The following is an 18,584-nucleotide window of genomic DNA, read 5'->3' as shown; positions in this document are numbered from 1 at the left end:
AATGATCCGCCGCTCCTTCATCTCCGTTTGCCTTTGCTCCGTTGCGTCGGTGCGATCCCAGGGTTTGCTAAACCGTCAGGACGATACCATCCCGGCGCAAGTTGACCTTATTTATGAAAGAGGTTTGCGCTACCTCTCCGAAAAACAAACCGCCGAAGGCAATTGGAACGACGGCGCGGGATCGGAACCGGGTGTTGTCGGTCTGTGTGTCGCTGCATTTCTGGCACATGGGGAGGACCCGAATCATGGGCCCTACGCTGAAGTGATCCGGAAAGGAATAGATTACCTGATCTCCAAGCAAAGCGGAGTGAATGGCTATATCGGGACGAGCATGTATAACCATGCCTTTGCCACGAAAGCTCTTGCCGAGTCTTACGGAGTGATCCAACACCCGAAGCTGGCAAAGGCATTGAAATCGGCAGTAGAGCTCATCGTGAGTGCGCAAAAGCGGAATCGCTCAGGGGCATGGCGTTATACTCCCGAGAGCAAGGATGCGGACACCACCGTAACCGGTTGCCAGATCGTGAGTCTTTTTGCAGCTAGAAATGCGGGAATTTCTGTCCCGGATGATGTTATCCGCAAGGGGCTCGCCTATTTATCAAGCTGTAGGGCCAGCGATGGATCTTACGGATACACCTCGTCCGCAGGGGGAAAACCCACATTGACGGCGATTGGTTCCCTATGCCTTTCGCTTGCCAAAGAGACAGACTCCAGAGGCTATCGAGCAAGCCTGGAGTATCTGAAGAAGAATCTGGATTACCGGGACAGATACTATCCCTATTATTATGAGTATTATATGTCCCAGGCTCTATTTCATGCCGATGAGGATATATGGAGAGACTGGAATAATAGAAATATTCGATATCTGGGCACGATCCAGTCTCCTGACGGATCGTTCCCGGGCAATCAAGGGCAGGCATTCAGCACAGCGGGCGCATTGCTCTCCCTGGCTTTGAATTACCGCTATCTACCGATTTACGAAAAATGAGTTACCGGGGAATAATAGCTATACTGGCGCTCATTGCTTCAGGAGCTCATGCCGAGCAAAAAGGAGACATCCTGCGCTTTACCAATGGCGATCAACTTCATGGAAGCTACTCCGGGATTACCACCGAGGGCGGTGTCCTATGGGAAAGAGTTGATATTGACAACGCCGTCACATTCAAAGCCTCCGAGCTTCGGCAAATTGTCTTGAACGGAGAGCACCCGAAAACGGCCCTTTCGGGACTTTCCCATATCGGAACCGTGAATGGAGATCGCATTCCGGGTTTGGTTCGTGATCTCGATAACACCCGGCTTCTGCTGGAAACGGAGTTTGCGGGACTTCTTGAAATTCCAAGAAACCAAGTGGGCCTCGTCGCTCCCGGACCATTATCGGGAAGGTTGCTATATCAGGGGCCATTCAGTGCGGCAGAATGGACTCAGGTTAGTCATGAATTCCCGGCAGGACTTCCTCCAATGGAGGCGGGTAACGATGCCGGGAACAAGTCACCGATGTGGGCCTTTTCAGGATCAGCCTGGTATTGGCAGAATGAAAAAGTCGGCACAGCATTGGCTCGGAAGGATGGCATGCCGGATCGCTCCACCCTTCAGTTCGAAGTAGCTTGGAAAAATCGGCTGTCTCTGGCTGTCGCATTTCACGCCGATTTTGTGATCCCCAAGATGAAGAATCCGGAGGAGCAGAAGGATTTGATCCGCCCGGGACAGCCCGCCTCCTTGCCAGGCTTGTTCGGCGAAGGTTATGTGATGCATCTGTATTCGAATTACGTGATGCTATACCGCACCGCCTTCGATGAAGAAGGCCGCCCAAGGCTGGAAAGGGTGCAAACAAACAATATCAATGTTCGGCTTGGAGAATCCGGAAGTGCGCGTGTGGAGATCCGCTGCAACCGAAACAGCGGAGAAATCGTGCTATTCGTCAACGGCGAGTTCGTGGTCCAGTGGAGCGAGCTGAATGCGGGAGATCATCCCGAGGAAGGCTATGCAGGCCGCGGAAACGGGTATGGCTTTGTGGTGCAAGCGGAAAATTCACCAGCCAGAATTTCCGAGATCGTCGTCGCTGAATGGAATGGCATGCCGGATGCGGCACGCAGCATGCAGGTGGATGACCAGGATATCGTATTGATGACCAACGGCACCGACAGATTCTCTGGCACGATCGAAGGAATTCATTCGGGCGAGTTGGTTTTGAGCGGTCGCTACGGGAAGTTCAGCTTTCCGATGGAAGACGTGGCGGAGATCCGTTTTGCTAAATCCAAACTCCTGCAAGCCGAAGAAAATCATGATACTTCCATGAAAGTCCGGCTCTATCCTATCGGGCAGATCAGCGGGGAACCACGGGGCGGAAACGAGAATGAGCTCCGTCTTTTCAATAGCGCGGTAGGCGATTTGAATATGAGCCTGGATTCCGCGACCATGTTGGAATTTCGATCAACGGGAAATTTTTTAGATAATTGGAATGTCGATTTTTAACCATACACTATCGTTGATTGGATTCTTTTCCGCCACTTTTCTGGCGGGTGCGGCGGACGTTTCGCTGCGGGATGAGAGCAAGTTGACCGGCGATCTGATAGCCATGGATGCCGGCGGCACGATTACGCTGGCATCTCCGATTTCAAAAAAACCTTTACTCATTCATTCCGGGACAGTGAAGCAGGTAAATTTTTCGCTCAGCTCCCAGCCGATCGAAATTCCGAGTCAACGCATTCGCCTCCTTAACGGCGATGTTCTACCGGTGGGCATCGAGACCTTCAGCGGACAGTTCCTACAAACAAGCTCGCACACATTCGGAGAGCTGGACATACCCCGTGACATTGTGGATTCCATTCAACTCGGAATATTTCCGGAGTCCGTCGTCTACAGCGGCACCAGGAATTTTTCCGGATGGAAAAGAGATCTCAATGGTTCCCGCAACTGGGAGTTAAAAAATAACACCTATTTGGCGACTGGTCCCGGCACCTTGTCCAGGGAGCTTGAACTTCCCGAGAAATTTGTAATCGCGTTCACTCTCAGCTGGGCTACGCATCCGAATTTCCGCATATCCTTCGCCGATCCCCTTGAAAAGCAGGGTGCGCGGGCTGACCGATACTTTCTGCAATTCGCCGGAGCCGGAGTGGAGATCAAACGCGAATCAACGGGAGCAAACCGTTTCATTCCGATCGTCATGTTGAACCGACCTCCCGAGCAATTTTCCACCAATCGGCTGGATATAGAAATCCGTATGGATCGATCCACCGGAGAGATTCATCTATATCTTAACGGCGAGCTGGAGGGCCGGTTTACCGATCCAATCGAAGATATCCCTGCTGGCAATGGTATTTCGCTCATCAGCCAGGCACCTGCTGAAAGTGAGCAACAAATACGTTTTTTGGAGGTCAGTGAGTGGCATGATCTGGGCGATAGACACCGGACCGAGAAGCGCGGCAATGCAAAAACCGATTCTCTGATCGGCCGCAACGGGGAAAGATTCAGCGGAATTCTGCAGACGATCCGCTCGGATCACGAAGGCCGTGTCTATGTATTCAAGAGCGATTTTCAACCCGCACCCATTGAGATACCGGAAGACGAAGTATCGACGGTATTTATCGCGAAAAAGGGAACCAAGATCTCTACGAACAAAGATCAGAATTTGATTTTACATCTTCAGGGAAACGGGGAGGTTCACGTGTCTTCCTGTGAGTTCGGGGAGAACATTGTTCATGCGGAGCACCCTTTGCTCGGCAAAATCGAATTACAGCGCGATGCTATCACAATGCTCGAACAGCGGTTCATTCCAAAAGCCCAGCCAGTGAAAAGCCAATGAGGATGCTGCTACTTTCATTATCATTGATGGCTTCCTGTTTTGCTCAGGAAGACGAATCCATCGTGCGCTTTTCCAATGGCGATCAGCTATCGGGAACGGCTCTGGGTCTCTCGCTGGAACAGCTCAACTGGAAATCGGAGGTTTTGAAGGAGCCCGCGGAATTTGATCTCAAGCAGGTGGTGGATTTAAGTATGCCAGCCTCATTGCCGAAGGATGCCTCAAAAGCTGCCCACGAAGCTACCTTGCGGCTTACAAATGGCGATACGGTCAAGGGACAACTTGTTGGCTTAAGCGATGATGAAATTCGAATTTCCACTTGGTTTGCCGGAGAGCTCAGTTTCAGGAGGGTGATTGTCAAATCGGTTGAGATTTCTCGCCTTTCAGAAGTTTTCTACCGTGGGCCGACGAGCATGGAAGAATGGACCCGCACGGGGGAAAGTGACAGCTGGTCCTATAAATCGGGAGCCCTACACTCAACCGGGGCGGGAGGTATCGCCAAGAATGTGGATTTCCCTGCTGAATGCAGAATTTCCTTTGAAGCGGCGTGGCGCGGCGCATTCCGGCCAAGAATCGTTTTATTCTCCGACGATATCACCTCCCAGACTCCCAAATCTGGTTATGAGATGGTATTCCAGGGAAACTCCGTCCACGTGAAAAAAGCGGGAAACAATAGCTGGCTGGGTCATTCCTCCAATACCGGGGACCTTAGACAAAATGAAAAAGCCAGAATCGAGATCCGGGCAAGTATCAAGAGCGGTAAAATCCTCCTCTTCGTGGACGGAGAGTTTGTCGAGATGTGGCAGGATGACGATCTCGACTCCAGCAAGTTTGGCAAAGGTTTTCATATCAACACTCAGGACAACGCACCGCTTCGCATATCAGAGATCAAGGTTTCTGGCTGGGACGGTTATACGGATGATGTGCCCAATGGAGGAGAACGCCTTCCCAATCTAAACTTCCGGGGAGGCTTGGACTTCGAAGAGACGGATAACGAATCGATGGCGCAGACTGAAAGTCAATCGGAGGGACGCATGCAGTTACTCAATGGCGACTCGATCGATGGAGAGATTCTTGAGATCGAGGATGAGATGATCTTGGTGAAAACGCCTCTCGCGGAAGCTAAATTCCCTGTGGCCCGGCTGAAGAATATTCTTATGAAGCCCGCTGACATGGAAACTCCCAAACGTTACAAGGGAGATGTTCGCGCCACTCTCGCCGATGGATCGCGAATGGTTTTCCGCCTGGATCGAGTGGAAGGGGAGAAATTGATCGGATTCAGCCAGAATTTCGGCGATGCACAGTTTTTGAAAAACTCGTTCAAGCAGATCGAATTCAATATTTACGATCGGGGACTGGAAGAAATCCGCCTCCGGGACGATTGGTGAATACGGAAAAATTCACAAGGAGTGCAATACGGCTTTTTTTTAAAAGATCCCGGAAGTAATTTGGCTGGATTGATGGGGAACCCAGCCTACTGTCAGAGGAGCTAATTTTAATATGAAACTCATACGATTCGGAGAAGCAGGCAGGGAAGAACCGGGAGTCATTCTCGAAGACGGGCGCAGAATAGATGCCAGTGGGGAATTTCTGGATTATGACGAGAGCTTCTTCGCGATGGGAGGGCTCGACAGCCTGGCCGAATGGGTGAAGGAAGGTTGCCCGGATGGAGTGGAGATTGATCCGGCGGTGCGCTTGGGTCCTCCAATCGCGCGGCCGTCGAAGATCGTTTGCGTGGGTCAAAACTACCTCGAACATGCTCTTGAAATGGGTGGTGAAATTCCCACGGAGCCGGTCTTGTTTCTGAAAGCAACTTCAGCTTGGAGCGGTCCTAATGACGATGTGCTCATTCCCCGCGGTGCCCGGAAACTGGATTACGAAGTGGAACTGGCTGTAATTATCGGGAAGACGGCGAGCTACGTTGCCGAAGATGAGGCTATGTCCCACGTCGCAGGCTACTCGGTTTTCTGTGATTATTCCGAACGAGCCTTCCAAAAAGAGCACGGCGGCCAGTGGACCAAAGGGAAAAGTGCCGATACCTTCGCTCCTATGGGGCCGGCATTGGTCACCCGGGAGGAGATTGCTGATCCGCAGGAGCTTCGTCTTTGGACCAAGGTGAATAATGAGATCCGTCAGAATAGCTGGACAAAGGACATGATGTTCGGCGTAAGGGATGTTGTTAGCTACATCAGTCGGTTTATGACACTCCTGCCTGGTGACGTGATCATCACCGGAACGCCAAGCGGCGTCGCCGGGGGAATGAATCCGCCCCAGTATCTGCAGGCGGGTGACCATGTGGAGTGTGGAATAGAACAATTGGGAGAGTTGACACAGAGGGTCGTAGCATCCAGATAAGGGCGATCGACCGCTTTGAGAACACGCCTTTCCATCCTATCTTGGCCCAAGCCGAAGGGCGGCCCGCATTACGCGATCTGTCATTTCTGCGATACGATTCACGTGGCTGAGCCGATTCCAGAAGGCACAAGTGCCCGCTGCACTTGTTGCGGGGCCACCCTGTTTCAAAATCGTCCCGCATCTCTGGTGAGGGTAACCGCTTTCTCGTTAACAGCTTTGCTCTTGATGGTTTTCGTGCACACTGCACCGTTCATCTATATGGATGCGGCGAGTATCCGGACCGCGCTGACCCTACCCAGTGCGGCATGGACTTTGGCTCACGAAGGTGCCCCTATTGTCGGGATCGGCGTGGCGCTGTTCACCATCGTCGCACCATTGGTGCTTGCTGGGGGATTGGTCTATGTTTGTGGTCCGCTGATGTTCGGTCGCAAGGCCCCCGGAGCAATTTTTGTGACCGCATGGATGAGCCGGACCGAACCCTGGAATATGATCGAAGTGTTTCTACTCGGAGTGTTGGTCAGTCTTCTGAAATTAGGACATCTGGCTGAGCTACATTTCGGGCTAGGCTTTTGGGCATTTACGGCGCTGATGTTTTGCATGGCTGCAGCCGTCGCTGCGATTGATAAACGGGAACTGTGGGACCGACTGGAAGTCGCGGGAAGCAAATGAGCCAATATTGTAAAAATCTTTCACGGGGGGCGAGTCGTGACCTGGCTGAATGTCATGTCTGCGAGAAAGTTTCACCGGTAGCTCTTGTATATTGTCCCAGATGTGGCTCCCATTTGCATCTGCGCAAGCCCCACAGCCTTACCCGCACGATGGCATTGGTGGTTGCCGCTGCGGCCATGTATATTCCGGCGAATCTCCTGCCGATCATGAATATTCGTGAGTTAGGAGTTCTAACCCAGACGACCATTGTTGAGGGTTTGATCCAGTTCTGGAACGCCGGTTCCTATCCCATCGCTATCGTTATCTTCACCGCATCCATTCTTATTCCCTTGATGAAAATTTTCGCCTTGCTCTGGCTTTGTGCCGCGGCCAAAGGGTTGGTGCCACATTCTGCCAGGCAGCTCGGGAAGGTTTACTGGATCACGGAACTGCTCGGCAGGTGGTCTATGGTGGATATTTTCGTAGTAGCTATTCTGGTGACAATGGTTCAGCTTGGCAATTATATGCGAGTGACTCCGGGCCCTGGAGCTGTGGCATTTGCCGGCGTTGTTATTCTTACCATGTTCGCAGCAATGAGCTTTGATCCCAAGCTTCTTTGGGATCAACTTGAGCGCGAAGGTGCTGAAACCTCTCCGCAACCATCTTCCGATAGTGAGTGATAAAGAACCAACAGTAGCAAAGCCGGAAATCCGATCTGCCCAGCGGTGGAACGTCGTTTGGACCATACCCATTCTAGCCGTTTTGATCGGTGGTTGGATGCTTTATAAAAACGTTAGCTCAAAAGGGCCTGAAGTCAGAATCCGCTTCGAAACCGCAGACGGAATCGTCGCCGGGAAAACAGAACTAAGATGCCGCTCGGTGAGTGTGGGAAAGGTTTCCCGTGTGGAGCTGTCCGATGATCTTCAGTCGGTCTTGGTCTATTGTATCCTGGATAAGGGGAACGAAACGCTTCTGAGAAAAGGCACCCGTTTCTGGGTCGTCAGGCCCCGTGTGAGCGCATCCGATGTCTCAGGATTAGGCACTCTGCTAACGGGCGTATATATTGAGCTGGAGCCTGGCACCGGCCCAATGGGTCCACGCTATTGGCGGGGCCGCGAGACTCCTCCCGCCACCAGCCGAAGCGTGCCCGGGCTTCGTTTGACCTTGGTATCTGACGAGGCGGGATCGCTAAGCACTGGTTCTCCGATATACTATCGCGGTTATGAGGTTGGCCGGGTAGAAAGCCGTAAGCTGGATCCAAATGGGCGCCGGGTTGTCTACGAGGCATTCATCCGTGAGCAATATCAGAATCTGGTAAGAGAAAACACCAAGTTCTGGAACACCAGCGGGATCAATATCGATGCCGGCGTGGACGGCTTCAAGATCCGCACGCCTTCGTTTCAAGCAATGGTTTCCGGCGGTGTGTCGTTTGCGGTTCCCGAGGGATTGAGACCGGGAAGCCTTGCCAAAGATGGCGGAGTCTACGAGCTGCATGAGGATATCGAATCCGCAGCCACTTCGACGTTTGAGCCGACGCTGCAGCTGCTCCTGCTATTCGATCAAACTGTCCGTGGCCTCGCAAAATCTGCGCCAGTGGAATACCGCGGCATCGTGATAGGACGGGTGACCAATATTTCCTTTGACTATGTTCCGGACAAGGAAAACCAAAAGGTTCCTGTTCTAGTGGAGGTCGATCCTAAGCTACTGCGAGCAGCAGGCGTCAATGACAGCGCCGAGGAGGAAATACTCAGGCTGGGGGATGCAGTGAGCAAAGGGCTTCGCGCCACGCTCAAAACCGGCAGTCTTCTCACTGGCGCGATGTATGTCGATTTCGACTATTACCCGGATGATCCGCCTGCGGATCTTGGCTACAAGGGTGATTATCCTGTGGTGCCCACGTTGCCTTCGGGTTTCGCCCAACTGGAAGTCAAGCTGGCATCAATTTTGGACAAAATCGAAGCTCTTCCGCTGGATAAAGCGATTTCCGAGATCGCCAATGCGGCTGAAGAGACCAGCAAAACGGTCTCAGAGGCGAAGCTGGCCATCAAGGAAATCGAGAAGGCTGCAGCTTCCGCCCGGGCGACCATGGATAATCCGGAATTTCAAAAACTCCCCGAGGATCTCCGGAGAAGCCTGACCGAACTCGACAAATCCGTGAGAAGCATGGGACCGGAGGGAAGCATGCAAGGCGATCTATTGCGCACGATGGACGAATTCCGCGCAGCCATGCGGGCAATGGAATCGCTTTCGGACACCATCAAGGAAAAGCCCAATTCACTACTTTTCGGCAAAGATACGTCAAGGGACTCCAAGCCCAAGGCCGCGGGTCCGCGCCGCTGAATTCACACTTTTGTCATGTTCAAATCTATAGCTCTATTTTGCCTGTCATTTCTCCTGCTTAGCTGTGGGTTGAGGACCTACCCGACGTTTTATACTTTGAGCGCAGACGGTCCCAGTCCATCGGGCGGTGGTATCGGTGTCGGTGTGGGCCCAGTGATTCTCGCGGAATATGTGGACCGCGAAAACCTTGTGATCCAGACCAGCCCCAATAAATTGGAGCTAGCGGAAAATCACCTTTGGGCGGGGGATCTTGACGATTCCATTGCCCGGGTCCTTTCGATCAATCTTGGACGTCGCTTGAAAACCGGAAACATCCGCACTTATCCCTGGCAGAGTGATGGCGAAATCGACTATCAGATTGCCGTGGATATCCGGGAGTTTGTTGCGGGAAATGACGGCTACGCCCATATCGATGCCAGCTGGCGCATTTACGCACTGCCAAGCCGCAAGCTCGTCGCTTCAGCCACTTTTATTGATAAAGAAGCTATCCAGGAAGAGGAATATGAATCTTTCGTCTCTGCTCAGTCGCGTCTTCTTAGTCGTCTCTCAGCGGAAATCTCCAATCGGATAAAATGATCACTACGAACTTCACACTGAATGACCGTCTTGAGAGCGGTGGATACGAAATCTCCCGGGTGTCCGGATGCCGGATTTTGCTGAAGAACGAAGCCAATTTCCCATGGTTCATCATCGTGCCCGAGGTGCCGGAAGGTATTGAGGATCTCCATCAGTTGGACGAAAAAACCTATAGTGAGGTGACTTCACTCCTGCGTAGGATATCCATCTTTGTTCAGGAGTATTTTAAACCGGAAAAGCTCAATGTCGCATGCATCGGAAATATCGTGAGGCAAATGCATATTCACGTGGTGGCCAGAAATCTGTCGGATCCGGCTTGGCCGGGAGTGGTATGGGCGTGTGACGAAAAACGCAAATACACGCAAGACGAGGCGCAGGCTATTGTCTCGGCAGCGCGTGCCGCATTGGGGGATTAGGAAATTTCCCGAGTCGCTTTTCCGCGCTCTTCTTTATCCCACCTGTGTATTCGGATTCATCTCCCCAGAATTTATCTCTGGCGCGGGTGGCGATAGAAGTTGAATGACTTCTTCCTGGATTTTCTCCACTTCATCGAGGGGAATGTTTGGATCTTTGACGATATAGACTTCGCCCGTCTTCCGGTGTTCATAAATCCGGAGAATTCCTCCAGCAGTTGATTGGGTATCCGTTTCCCGGAGGAGTTTTTGCCGCTCCAACATCACCGCCAGAATATAGCGGGTATTCTCGGTATGTTCCTGATCTTCCTCCACCATGGTGCGGAGTAGATCTTCCGCCGATTGCTTGGTGACGGTTTGGACGTTCTCCACAGCGGCAACGGGCGTGAACTTGGTTTTCCAATATGAAAATGCGTTCTTGTCATCCTCCGGTAATTCTTTCCAGGCCTTCTCGGAGAAATCCTTCCGCAGATATCCACTGGATTCAGGATCCGGAAAAAGTGCGGTGATGATGATGTCGCCTTCTTTGAAACGAACTTCGGTGACAGAGCACTCGCGGCTCCTGCTACGGACATGCCAGGATTCGGGAAAAGCCATTGTATTGATCAGTTGTTAACTGTGAGTAGCTTTTTGACCGATTGGTAAATGGGTCGTCCCGTGATACGACGATGATAGAGGTAAAGCCCCAACAGCGTGAACACGATGTTGGGTAACCAAGCTGCGATCATGGGCTCCAGAATCGCCGATTCGCCCAGTGCCAAGGTAATGCTGGAAACAAATAGCATTAGCATGGAAAGCACCACAGCCAGGAAAATTCCACTGCCGGCACCCCGCCGCGCAAAGTGGATGGAGAGAGGCGCGGCGAGCAGGACGGTCACCAGACAGGTGATCGGCAAGGCCCATCGATAATGCCATTGCGTCAGATAGGCAGGACGGTTCGATGTCGCCTGCTTTGCGAGGGGCGATACCAGCCAAGTGCTGAGTTCCGGAATCCCGAGATACTCCACACTGAGCCCCGGCTTGATAATCTGTGAAGGTGTCTCTTTCCACGTTTTCCGGATCAAAGGCTCTGTCATCTGCTCATAAACCGGGGATTCTCCTTCGATGAACCTTCCGATCAAAGGCGCGGCGAATGTCCATTGGCGCGTCTCCCGGTTGTAACTTGCGGAAGAAGATGTCATCCGGCTTCTAAGGGTTTTGTCCGGATTCAAAGTGGTGATTTCAACATTCCGGAGAGCTTCTCCTTTTTGGTAATTCGCCGGAAAGGCTCCCACCATCCACAGCCGGTGGGAATCCGGATCCCGATACAGCACATTCATCGCCTGTACAATGGGTAGACCCTTGGCTTCCGCGATGATTTCGTCCCGCTTCCCTTCCGCATGGGGAGCCCAGTGGTAATTCAGACCAAGAAGCAGCACACTGCACCAAAGCCCGGCGAAAACCAACGAAGCAGAGACACGGACGATGCCTGTGCCGCTCTGAATCATGGCGATGATTTCGTTGGTCTTTGAAAATTTTCCCAGACAATAAATCAAGGCTAGCAAAAGGGTATAAGGCAAAAGCACCAACAGGATGGCAGGAGAGCGATAGAGATAGAAATAGAATACGGATGCCGCCATATTCTTGCTGCCAGAAAAATCGCTCAGATTGTCATTCAGATCCAGGAGCATCCAGATTGAAAAGAGAGCTCCGAGACAGATGCCGAAGATGGCGAGGAATTGCCGCGAGAGATAACGGTCGAACGTGGATCCTATGCTATAGGCGAAGGCCGCTATCGCTGGCATGAAGCACAAGAATAGCAGAATGTAGGGGCGCAATGCGTTGGTGAAAATATGGGAGTCCGGAAAGCCTGTTAGCTGCTCCTTCACCGATGCCTGCTCCAAGGGGACAAGAATTGCCGCCGCAACAACTCCGAGAAGGAAGAAGGATAGAGGAAGTAACCAGCGTGGAAGTTTTGACATGGGAGAGACGGAACGGTGACGCGATGGAGTGGAACTGTCCAGTTTATGATCGCGCTGGGTGCTGGGCTAATCTTCCCAAATCATATGTTTCAGCCTCAGCTGGCGCGCACGTGTCGAGGCCTCCTCTGCGCGCGGTCCTTTGAACGACGCGATTTTTTCGGCAATAGCAATGGCGGCCCTCCAGCGCTCTGCATTTTCCAGAAGTGACAGTGCGCGGAAACCACTGCGCTCGAACCACTCCCATTCCGGTGGCGGAGGATCCGTTGGCCGATCCAGAACGGAAAAATAGGCGGAAATCGCGTCTCCCAGGCGACCTTTGTCAGAGCTCTCGCTTTCAGGTAGCTTCTCCAAAGTGCGCCCACGCAGGTATTGCAGCCGGAAATACTGTGCCGGATTATCTGCAGAGAGTGTGAGGAGCTCGTTGTAGATTTTGAGCGCCCGGTTGAGGCTTTCAGGTTTTGTATCTCCTTGCGCGTAGATGGCTTCCGCTAGCAAAAGCCCGGTTGGAAGACGTGATGGATCATCCTCGCTCATTCCGGAATATGCTTCGCTGAGCGATTGGATTGCGACTGGAAGTTGGTTCAAATCAATGTTCAACCGCGCTTTCTCCAGCATGGCCAGTGAAGTAAGAGGGCCCTCCATTGCTATGGTTTTATCGAACAACGCCAGAGCCTCCTCGCGGGACTGTGCCGTAGCACCTAATGCTGCGGAACGTGCTGCCAAGAGAAGTGCTGCCTGGGCCCGTTGGTTGGAGATCTCACTGCTCGCCAGCTTCTCCAATACGAGTCTCGCCTCATTATAACTGCCCGTTTTGAAAAGGGTTTTCCCCAGGATAAGCGCGGCGTCTGACGCAGCTGTAGAGCCCTGATGGTTCTTTATGATCTCTTTTGCCAGAGACACTACCTTTTCGCTTTCTCCGGCATGATCGAGAAGGTGTAGCTCTGCAATTTCCAGCTGGGGAATCTGATGCGGGGGCAGGGGGGGCTCCGCAATCCTGAGGGTATCAAGCTGCGCACGAGCCATCGAGATATCGGCCGGATTGACGGCGAGTGCCGCTTGAACGATCGCCAATCTTGCTTCGTTTGCCCTTGGATGTTCCGGATTATTCCGAAGAAAATCGTCCAAAGCGAATTTTGCCGCCTCCGGATCGGAGTTGAGAAGGGCTCTTTCCAAGGCCAGATCCGCGGTCAGTTCGGTGCTGATTGGCGCCTCTTCATTCTGGATCAGATAAGTGCCGGCGGGATCCATCTTCAGACGGGAGAGAGCCGCGTTGAGCACGGACATTTCGCGATTTTTCCCAGTCAAAGTAGCAGAAGCCTCGGCGAAAAGTTCTGCCGCCAGCTCGGGGTTTCCCGAGTCGAACGCGATCCGGGCATCCTGAAATGCGGCTTCCCCTTTTACGAGCGGAGATTTCGCACTCATGCGGAGCGAATCGTAGATCGCGAAAGCGTCTTCCGTCTCCCCATCGTTCAATTTCCATTCTGCCAATGTCAAAAGAGCCTGGGGCGCTAGAAAATGCTGCGGAGCGAGCAATTGAATCCTTTGCATCAGGTGCTCCGCTTCCTTCTTCGCCGTCGTGGTCCCGAGACGCCGGAGAGCGATTCCGTAAGCGTGCATCGAAAAGATCCCCAGATCAGAAATAGGCTTCAAGGTTTCGGGCCAGGCCGCCGCCGCGCCAGGATCGCTCAAATTGATAAGACTGTTGCTATAGGGAGAAGTGCGTGGAAGCCAGTCCCTCAGGCGGATAAGAATCGGATTATCCGTGGATATGATTTTCTCTGGAAGCCACTCGGTGATCCTACGAAACATCGGTTCCAGCATCGTGGTATCCGGATTGGATTGGATGAAATTCAACAAAGAGTCGGTTGCGCTTTCAGCTTTTCCCTGGCCGGACAGGGCGTCGGCCTTTCCCACAGCAGCAAGATTGTAATTGGCCAGTGTCTGTCCGGTCGGGTTTGAAAGTAAATTGGTGAAAATAATCTCCGCGGAGTCCGCGTCACCTTCGGCCAACGTGAGATAGCCATTCAACAGGTTGGCAAATTGAATGAGCTTTTCCGGTATATCCCCGATCTCAGGAAAAATGTCCCGGGCTTCGTCGTAACGTTCCTGGTCGATTAGGATTTCAATACGTTTCAGCTGTGCCTCCACCCGCGTGTCAAGGCTCGGATCCTCAGCCAGCAATTTCAACGTGGAAAGGGCACTGTTCGATTCCGATAGTGATAACTGCAAACTGGCGGCTGTAAATGCGGCTTCTTTCCGATACCTATGCTCCGGGTCACCGGCGATGGGTAAAAGGCCGTTCACAGCCTCGGTAAAACGTCCCTGACTGGCAAGCGCCTGAGCGGCCCAAAACGCAGCCTCCGGATGCTCCCTCACCAACGACATCTCCAAAATCCGGCTTGCCTCTACAGGCCTGTTATCGCGGATCAAGGACTCGGCAAGAAGGATCAAAGCCTGAACCTGCTGCTGAGGTGCTAACTCGCTTGATCCGATAAGATCGTTCAACTTCATCGAGGCGACATCCCAGAGTCCGTCATCCATAGCGTGGTTTGCGGAAACCAGTAAATCTTCGGCCGTTTCCGCCACCGCAGAATGGAAAATGAACATCGGTAATGTGAGCGCAATGAGGTATTTCACCGCCGCCAACATGAAACAGGAGATCTGATCAGAAAAGAATTAAGATGGGGGGAAGAGCAGTATTTTAGTTCTGGTCAATATTTAGTCTTACTGATAGTCCTCGGATCAGTAAGAATTTATGATCATGAAAGCTTTTTTCGCAATGGTTCTATTAGGAGTAGCAACTGTGACTACTTCCTGTTCGGTAAATCCACCCTTGGATCCTGAAACGATGAAACCTTCCTGCAAATGCTGTCCGCAAAACTACTATGCGGGACATCCTTCCGCTTGCAGAACATGCGGAAGTGAGGTGATTGTCAGCTCGAAATGAGTTGCCGATTCCGCCCCTGCATAGATTTACACGAAGGAAAAGTTAAACAAATCGTCGGCGGGAGCCTTCGAGACGATGGAACTGCGCCAACCGAAAATTTCGTATCGGAAAAACCCCCGGGCTGGTTCGCCGAAAAATTCCGCTCGGACAATCTACGCGGAGGCCATGTCATCATGCTCGGTAAAGGGAATGACGCGGCAGCCAAAGAAGCACTCTCCGCTTGGCCAGGCGGGCTACAGGTGGGTGGGGGAATACGCTCCGCGAATGCGAAGCAATGGCTCGACGCCGGGGCCAGTCATGTCATCGTCACATCCGCTCTCTTCGATGCTAACGGGAAATTCCTTCAGGAAGAGCTGGAACAACTCGTCGAAACCGTTGGCAAAGAAAACATTGTCATTGATCTCTCCTGCCGCCGCATAGGGAGCGGATGGAAGGTCGCGATGAACCGGTGGCAAACGATTACCGAGCTGGATATAAGCCACGATACCCTGGACCGGCTTTTGCCATTCTGCGATGAGTTTCTGATCCATGCCGCGGATGTCGAAGGACTGTGCAAAGGAGTCGATGCCGAGCTAGTCGGGCTTCTGGGCAGCTGGGGAAAATGTCCGGTAACCTATGCTGGCGGAGCCGCCACGATGGGTGATATCGAAATTGTAAGCAAAGCAGGCAGAGGCTTGATCGATGTAACGGTTGGCAGCGCTCTGGATCTCTTCGGAGGCTCTGGAGTATGTTACGCAGAACTGGTGGGCATGAGCGGAACTTGAGCAAAACATTGCATATTCCCCGATCAGCTCTTGCCAAAATACTTCTAATTCCTAGGGTTTGCTCGCTCCGCCAAGAAATGAACCGATGCGGGGTCAGATTTTTATGAACACTACCGCATTAATTACTGCCGCAAATGAAGCCCGTGGCTTGGCCATGGATGCTATCCACGCATGCAATTCCGGACACCTCGGTCTGCCTCTCGGCTGCGCTGAGATCGGTGCCGTCCTCTTCGGAGAAAGCTTGAATTACAATCCGGACGCTCCGCGTTGGCTCAATCGGGATCGCTTCATCCTTTCCGCAGGGCACGGCTCGATGTTCCTCTACGCATGGCTTCATCTCTCCGGCTACGCTGTGAGCAAGGATGATGTCGCCAATTTCCGGAAACTCCATTCCATCACTCCGGGACATCCGGAATACCATGAAACACCCGGTGTGGAGGCAACCACCGGCCCTCTTGGACAAGGAATTGCAAACGCAGTCGGTTTCGCCCTCTCCGGCAAACGTGCTGCAGCCAAGTTCAATACCGCAGAACATACGCTGTTCGATCACAATGTCATCGCGCTTCATGGTGACGGATGCTTGCAGGAAGGCGTAGCCAAGGAAGCCATCGCATTCGCCGGTCATGCGGGCCTGGATAACCTCATTCTCATTTACGATAGCAATGATGTGACCCTGGACGCCATGGCGGAGATCACCCAAGGGGAGGATGCCGCACAATACTTCGAATCCCAAGGTTGGGATGTTGCAACCATCGATGGCCATGATCTAGCGGCTATCGAAAAAGCCCTCCAAATCGCAAAGTCCAACAAAGACAACAAGCCTAAGGTAATCATCGCCAAAACCATCATTGGCAAGGGTATTCCTGAAGTTGCCGGTTCAGCGAAAGCACACGGCGAAGGCGGTGCAAAATTCATCGCAGAAGCCCGTGCAGCACTCAATCTTCCAGCTGACGAGCATTTCTTCGTTTCGGGAGAGACCAGAAAATTCTTTGCGGCACGCACAGAAGCATCCGTCAAGAAATTCGAGGAGTGGCAAGCCACCTACGATGCCTGGGCAAAAGCAAATCCAGAGCTTGCGAAAGAACTCAGCGAGGGCGTAGCCCACACGACTCCAAGCGACCTGTCTTCGAAGATTTCCACCTTCCCTGCGGACTACAAGGACGCTACCCGTTCGGCAGGCAGCAAGGTCATCAATGATGTCGCCAAAGCAATGCCACAATTCCTCACCGGTAGTGCGGATCTTTTCGGCTCCACAAAGAATTACCTCGCTGGTGAGGGCGATTTCTCCCGCACCAATCCCGCTGGTCGCAACATTTGGTTCGGCATTCGCGAGCACGCAATGGGCGCGATCTGCAACGGCATTTCCTATGATGGTATCTTCCGCTCCAGCGGGGCAACTTTCCTGGTTTTCGCAGATTACCTTCGTCCGGCGATTCGTCTGGCAGCACTTTCCAAGCTCCCAACGACATTTATTTTCACCCATGACTCTGTCGGTGTCGGTGAAGACGGACCAACCCATCAACCTGTGGAAACCGTCAGCGGCCTGCGCGTGATCCCTGGCTTGGATGTGATCCGGCCCGGCGATGCGGAGGAGACCGCTGGTGCTTTTATTGCAGCGATGCAACGCACCGATGGACCGACCGCACTCATTCTTACCCGCCAGGCAATTCCGCTGATGAATGATCTCACTTCCGACGTGCGCCGTGATGGGGTTCTCCGCGGTGGTTATGTCGCAGTGAAGGAAAAAGGTGAACTCACCACCATCCTCATCGGCACAGGCTCCGAGCTTCAGCACTGCGTTGAAGCGGCGAAGCAGCTCGGAGACGGAGTCCGCGTCGTTTCCATGCCGTGCTTGGAGCGCTTTGATCGCCAGTCATGCGATTACAAGGAAAGTGTCCTTCCAAAGGCATGCACCAAGCGGGTTGCCATCGAGGCGGGTGTTTCCGGGCTATGGTGGAAATATGTTGGCTCCGAGGGCAAAGTCCTTGGAATTGACCGTTTCGGCATCAGCGCCCCAGGAAACGTGGTTATGGAGGAGCTTGGAATGACTGCTGCCGACGTGGTTTCGGCGGTTTCCAAGTAAATATCATAAATCTGCCTAATCTCTTTATATCCTTCCGCTGGTGCTTTTTTTGCTCCGCGGAAGGATTTTTTTGCGTATGAATCCCAGGACATAGTCAGTATAACAAATCATGGATCGAAGAGAATTATTGAAAGCAATGGCCATGACGGTCGGTGGCAGCCTCGCCCTCCCGGAGAGCGTTTTTGCGAGAATGGGTGAGCCTTTTGACCAGACTCAGCTTACCTTCTTCACGCCGGAGCAACGCCAACATGCCGCCGCGCTTGCGGAAGCAATTATCCCGGAAACAGATACCCCCGGTGCGATTGAGGCAGGTGTTCCAGGCTGGATAGAAGTCATTGTAAAAGATTGCCTTCAGCCTTCCGATCAGAAAGTTATTGCCGAGGGATTAGTGGATTTCGCACAGCGCTGCCAGAAACAATATGGCAAATCCATTGATCAGTTACCCGCAGAAGAGCAGGTAAAATTCCTCACGGAACTACATACCTCCCAACTGCAAGAGCGCAAAAATGCGATTAGAAACGGCCTCAAACCGCGCAACTCTTTTCTTCAGCAGTTCAAGGAGCTCACAAAGTTTTGCTATGTGAACTCCGAGCTCGGTGCCACCAAGGCCTTCGAGTTTGTTTTCGTCCCCACCAAGTGGGTGGCGTCGATGCCGCTGGAGCCAGGCCAAAAGGCTTACTCAATGTAATCAGCATCAG

At 52.7% G+C, this 18,584-nt stretch carries 16 protein-coding genes; 13 read left to right on the top strand and 3 right to left on the bottom strand.

Annotated elements, in window-relative coordinates; all coding sequences use genetic code 11:
• The first annotated feature begins 1 nt into the window (after position 1).
• The 10 genes from ACFSSA_RS15570 to ACFSSA_RS15525 all read left to right on the top strand — a co-directional run bounded on the left by ACFSSA_RS15570 (position 2) and on the right by ACFSSA_RS15525 (position 10,134).
• Entirely contained in the window at positions 2-988 is a 987-nt protein-coding gene (locus tag ACFSSA_RS15570) for a prenyltransferase/squalene oxidase repeat-containing protein (protein ID WP_386821554.1), read from the top strand.
• Entirely contained in the window at positions 985-2,472 is a 1,488-nt protein-coding gene (locus ACFSSA_RS15565) for a hypothetical protein (RefSeq protein WP_386821553.1), read from the top strand. Before ACFSSA_RS15570 ends, ACFSSA_RS15565 begins: the two co-directional genes overlap by 4 nt.
• Positions 2,459-3,802: a hypothetical protein gene (locus ACFSSA_RS15560; RefSeq protein ID WP_386821552.1), complete on the top strand. Its 1,344-nt coding sequence runs from the start codon at positions 2,459-2,461 to the stop codon at positions 3,800-3,802. Before ACFSSA_RS15565 ends, ACFSSA_RS15560 begins: the two co-directional genes overlap by 14 nt.
• Positions 3,803-3,828: 26 nt before the next feature.
• Complete coding sequence (locus ACFSSA_RS15555) at positions 3,829-5,187, top strand: hypothetical protein (RefSeq protein WP_386821551.1); 1,359 nt, start codon at positions 3,829-3,831, stop codon at positions 5,185-5,187.
• Positions 5,188-5,299: 112 nt separating this feature from the next.
• Positions 5,300-6,154 carry a fumarylacetoacetate hydrolase family protein gene (locus tag ACFSSA_RS15550; RefSeq protein WP_386821550.1) on the top strand — a complete coding sequence of 285 codons (855 nt, stop codon included), beginning with the start codon at positions 5,300-5,302 and terminating at the stop codon, positions 6,152-6,154.
• 15 nt (positions 6,155-6,169) lie between these two features.
• A complete protein-coding gene (locus ACFSSA_RS15545; RefSeq protein WP_386821549.1) occupies positions 6,170-6,823 on the top strand; it encodes a paraquat-inducible protein A in 654 nt (217 codons plus the stop codon).
• Positions 6,820-7,482, top strand: coding sequence for a paraquat-inducible protein A (locus tag ACFSSA_RS15540; RefSeq protein ID WP_386821548.1), 663 nt, complete (start codon positions 6,820-6,822; stop codon positions 7,480-7,482). The genes ACFSSA_RS15545 and ACFSSA_RS15540 overlap by 4 nt, the downstream gene beginning before the upstream one ends.
• Positions 7,475-9,142: an intermembrane transport protein PqiB gene (gene pqiB / locus ACFSSA_RS15535; RefSeq protein ID WP_386821547.1), complete on the top strand. Its 1,668-nt coding sequence runs from the start codon at positions 7,475-7,477 to the stop codon at positions 9,140-9,142. The genes ACFSSA_RS15540 and pqiB overlap by 8 nt, the downstream gene beginning before the upstream one ends.
• A gap of 15 nt (positions 9,143-9,157) precedes the next feature.
• Entirely contained in the window at positions 9,158-9,718 is a 561-nt protein-coding gene (locus ACFSSA_RS15530) for a PqiC family protein (RefSeq protein ID WP_386821546.1), read from the top strand.
• A complete protein-coding gene (locus ACFSSA_RS15525; protein WP_386821545.1) occupies positions 9,715-10,134 on the top strand; it encodes an HIT family protein in 420 nt (139 codons plus the stop codon). Before ACFSSA_RS15530 ends, ACFSSA_RS15525 begins: the two co-directional genes overlap by 4 nt.
• Before the next feature lie 33 nt (positions 10,135-10,167).
• Here ACFSSA_RS15525 and ACFSSA_RS15520 read toward each other — a convergent pair whose 3' ends face one another.
• The 3 genes from ACFSSA_RS15520 to ACFSSA_RS15510 all read right to left on the bottom strand — a co-directional run bounded on the left by ACFSSA_RS15520 (position 10,168) and on the right by ACFSSA_RS15510 (position 14,729).
• Entirely contained in the window at positions 10,168-10,728 is a 561-nt protein-coding gene (locus ACFSSA_RS15520; RefSeq protein ID WP_386821544.1) for a hypothetical protein, read from the bottom strand.
• An 8-nt stretch (positions 10,729-10,736) separates the two neighbouring features.
• On the bottom strand, positions 10,737-12,092 hold the full coding sequence (locus ACFSSA_RS15515; protein WP_386821543.1) for an LptF/LptG family permease: 1,356 nt from the start codon (positions 12,090-12,092) through the stop codon (positions 10,737-10,739).
• Positions 12,093-12,158: 66 nt separating this feature from the next.
• Positions 12,159-14,729 carry a tetratricopeptide repeat protein gene (locus ACFSSA_RS15510; RefSeq protein ID WP_386821542.1) on the bottom strand — a complete coding sequence of 857 codons (2,571 nt, stop codon included), beginning with the start codon at positions 14,727-14,729 and terminating at the stop codon, positions 12,159-12,161.
• Positions 14,730-15,035: 306 nt separating this feature from the next.
• On the opposite strand from ACFSSA_RS15510, the gene hisA reads away from it, so the two are divergent.
• The 3 genes from hisA to ACFSSA_RS15495 all read left to right on the top strand — a co-directional run bounded on the left by hisA (position 15,036) and on the right by ACFSSA_RS15495 (position 18,574).
• On the top strand, positions 15,036-15,803 hold the full coding sequence (hisA, locus tag ACFSSA_RS15505; protein ID WP_386821541.1) for a phosphoribosylformimino-5-aminoimidazole carboxamide ribotide isomerase: 768 nt from the start codon (positions 15,036-15,038) through the stop codon (positions 15,801-15,803).
• Positions 15,804-15,906: 103 nt separating this feature from the next.
• Complete coding sequence (tkt, locus tag ACFSSA_RS15500) at positions 15,907-17,886, top strand: transketolase (protein WP_386821540.1); 1,980 nt, start codon at positions 15,907-15,909, stop codon at positions 17,884-17,886.
• 109 nt (positions 17,887-17,995) lie between these two features.
• Positions 17,996-18,574, top strand: coding sequence for a gluconate 2-dehydrogenase subunit 3 family protein (locus ACFSSA_RS15495; protein WP_386821539.1), 579 nt, complete (start codon positions 17,996-17,998; stop codon positions 18,572-18,574).
• Positions 18,575-18,584: the final 10 nt, after the last annotated feature.

Source organism: Luteolibacter algae, from assembly GCF_042683045.1.
Classification (GTDB): Bacteria; Verrucomicrobiota; Verrucomicrobiia; order Verrucomicrobiales; family Akkermansiaceae; genus Luteolibacter; species Luteolibacter algae.
Note: the sequence above shows the minus strand (reverse complement) of the source record. Positions and strands in the feature narration are given on the sequence as shown.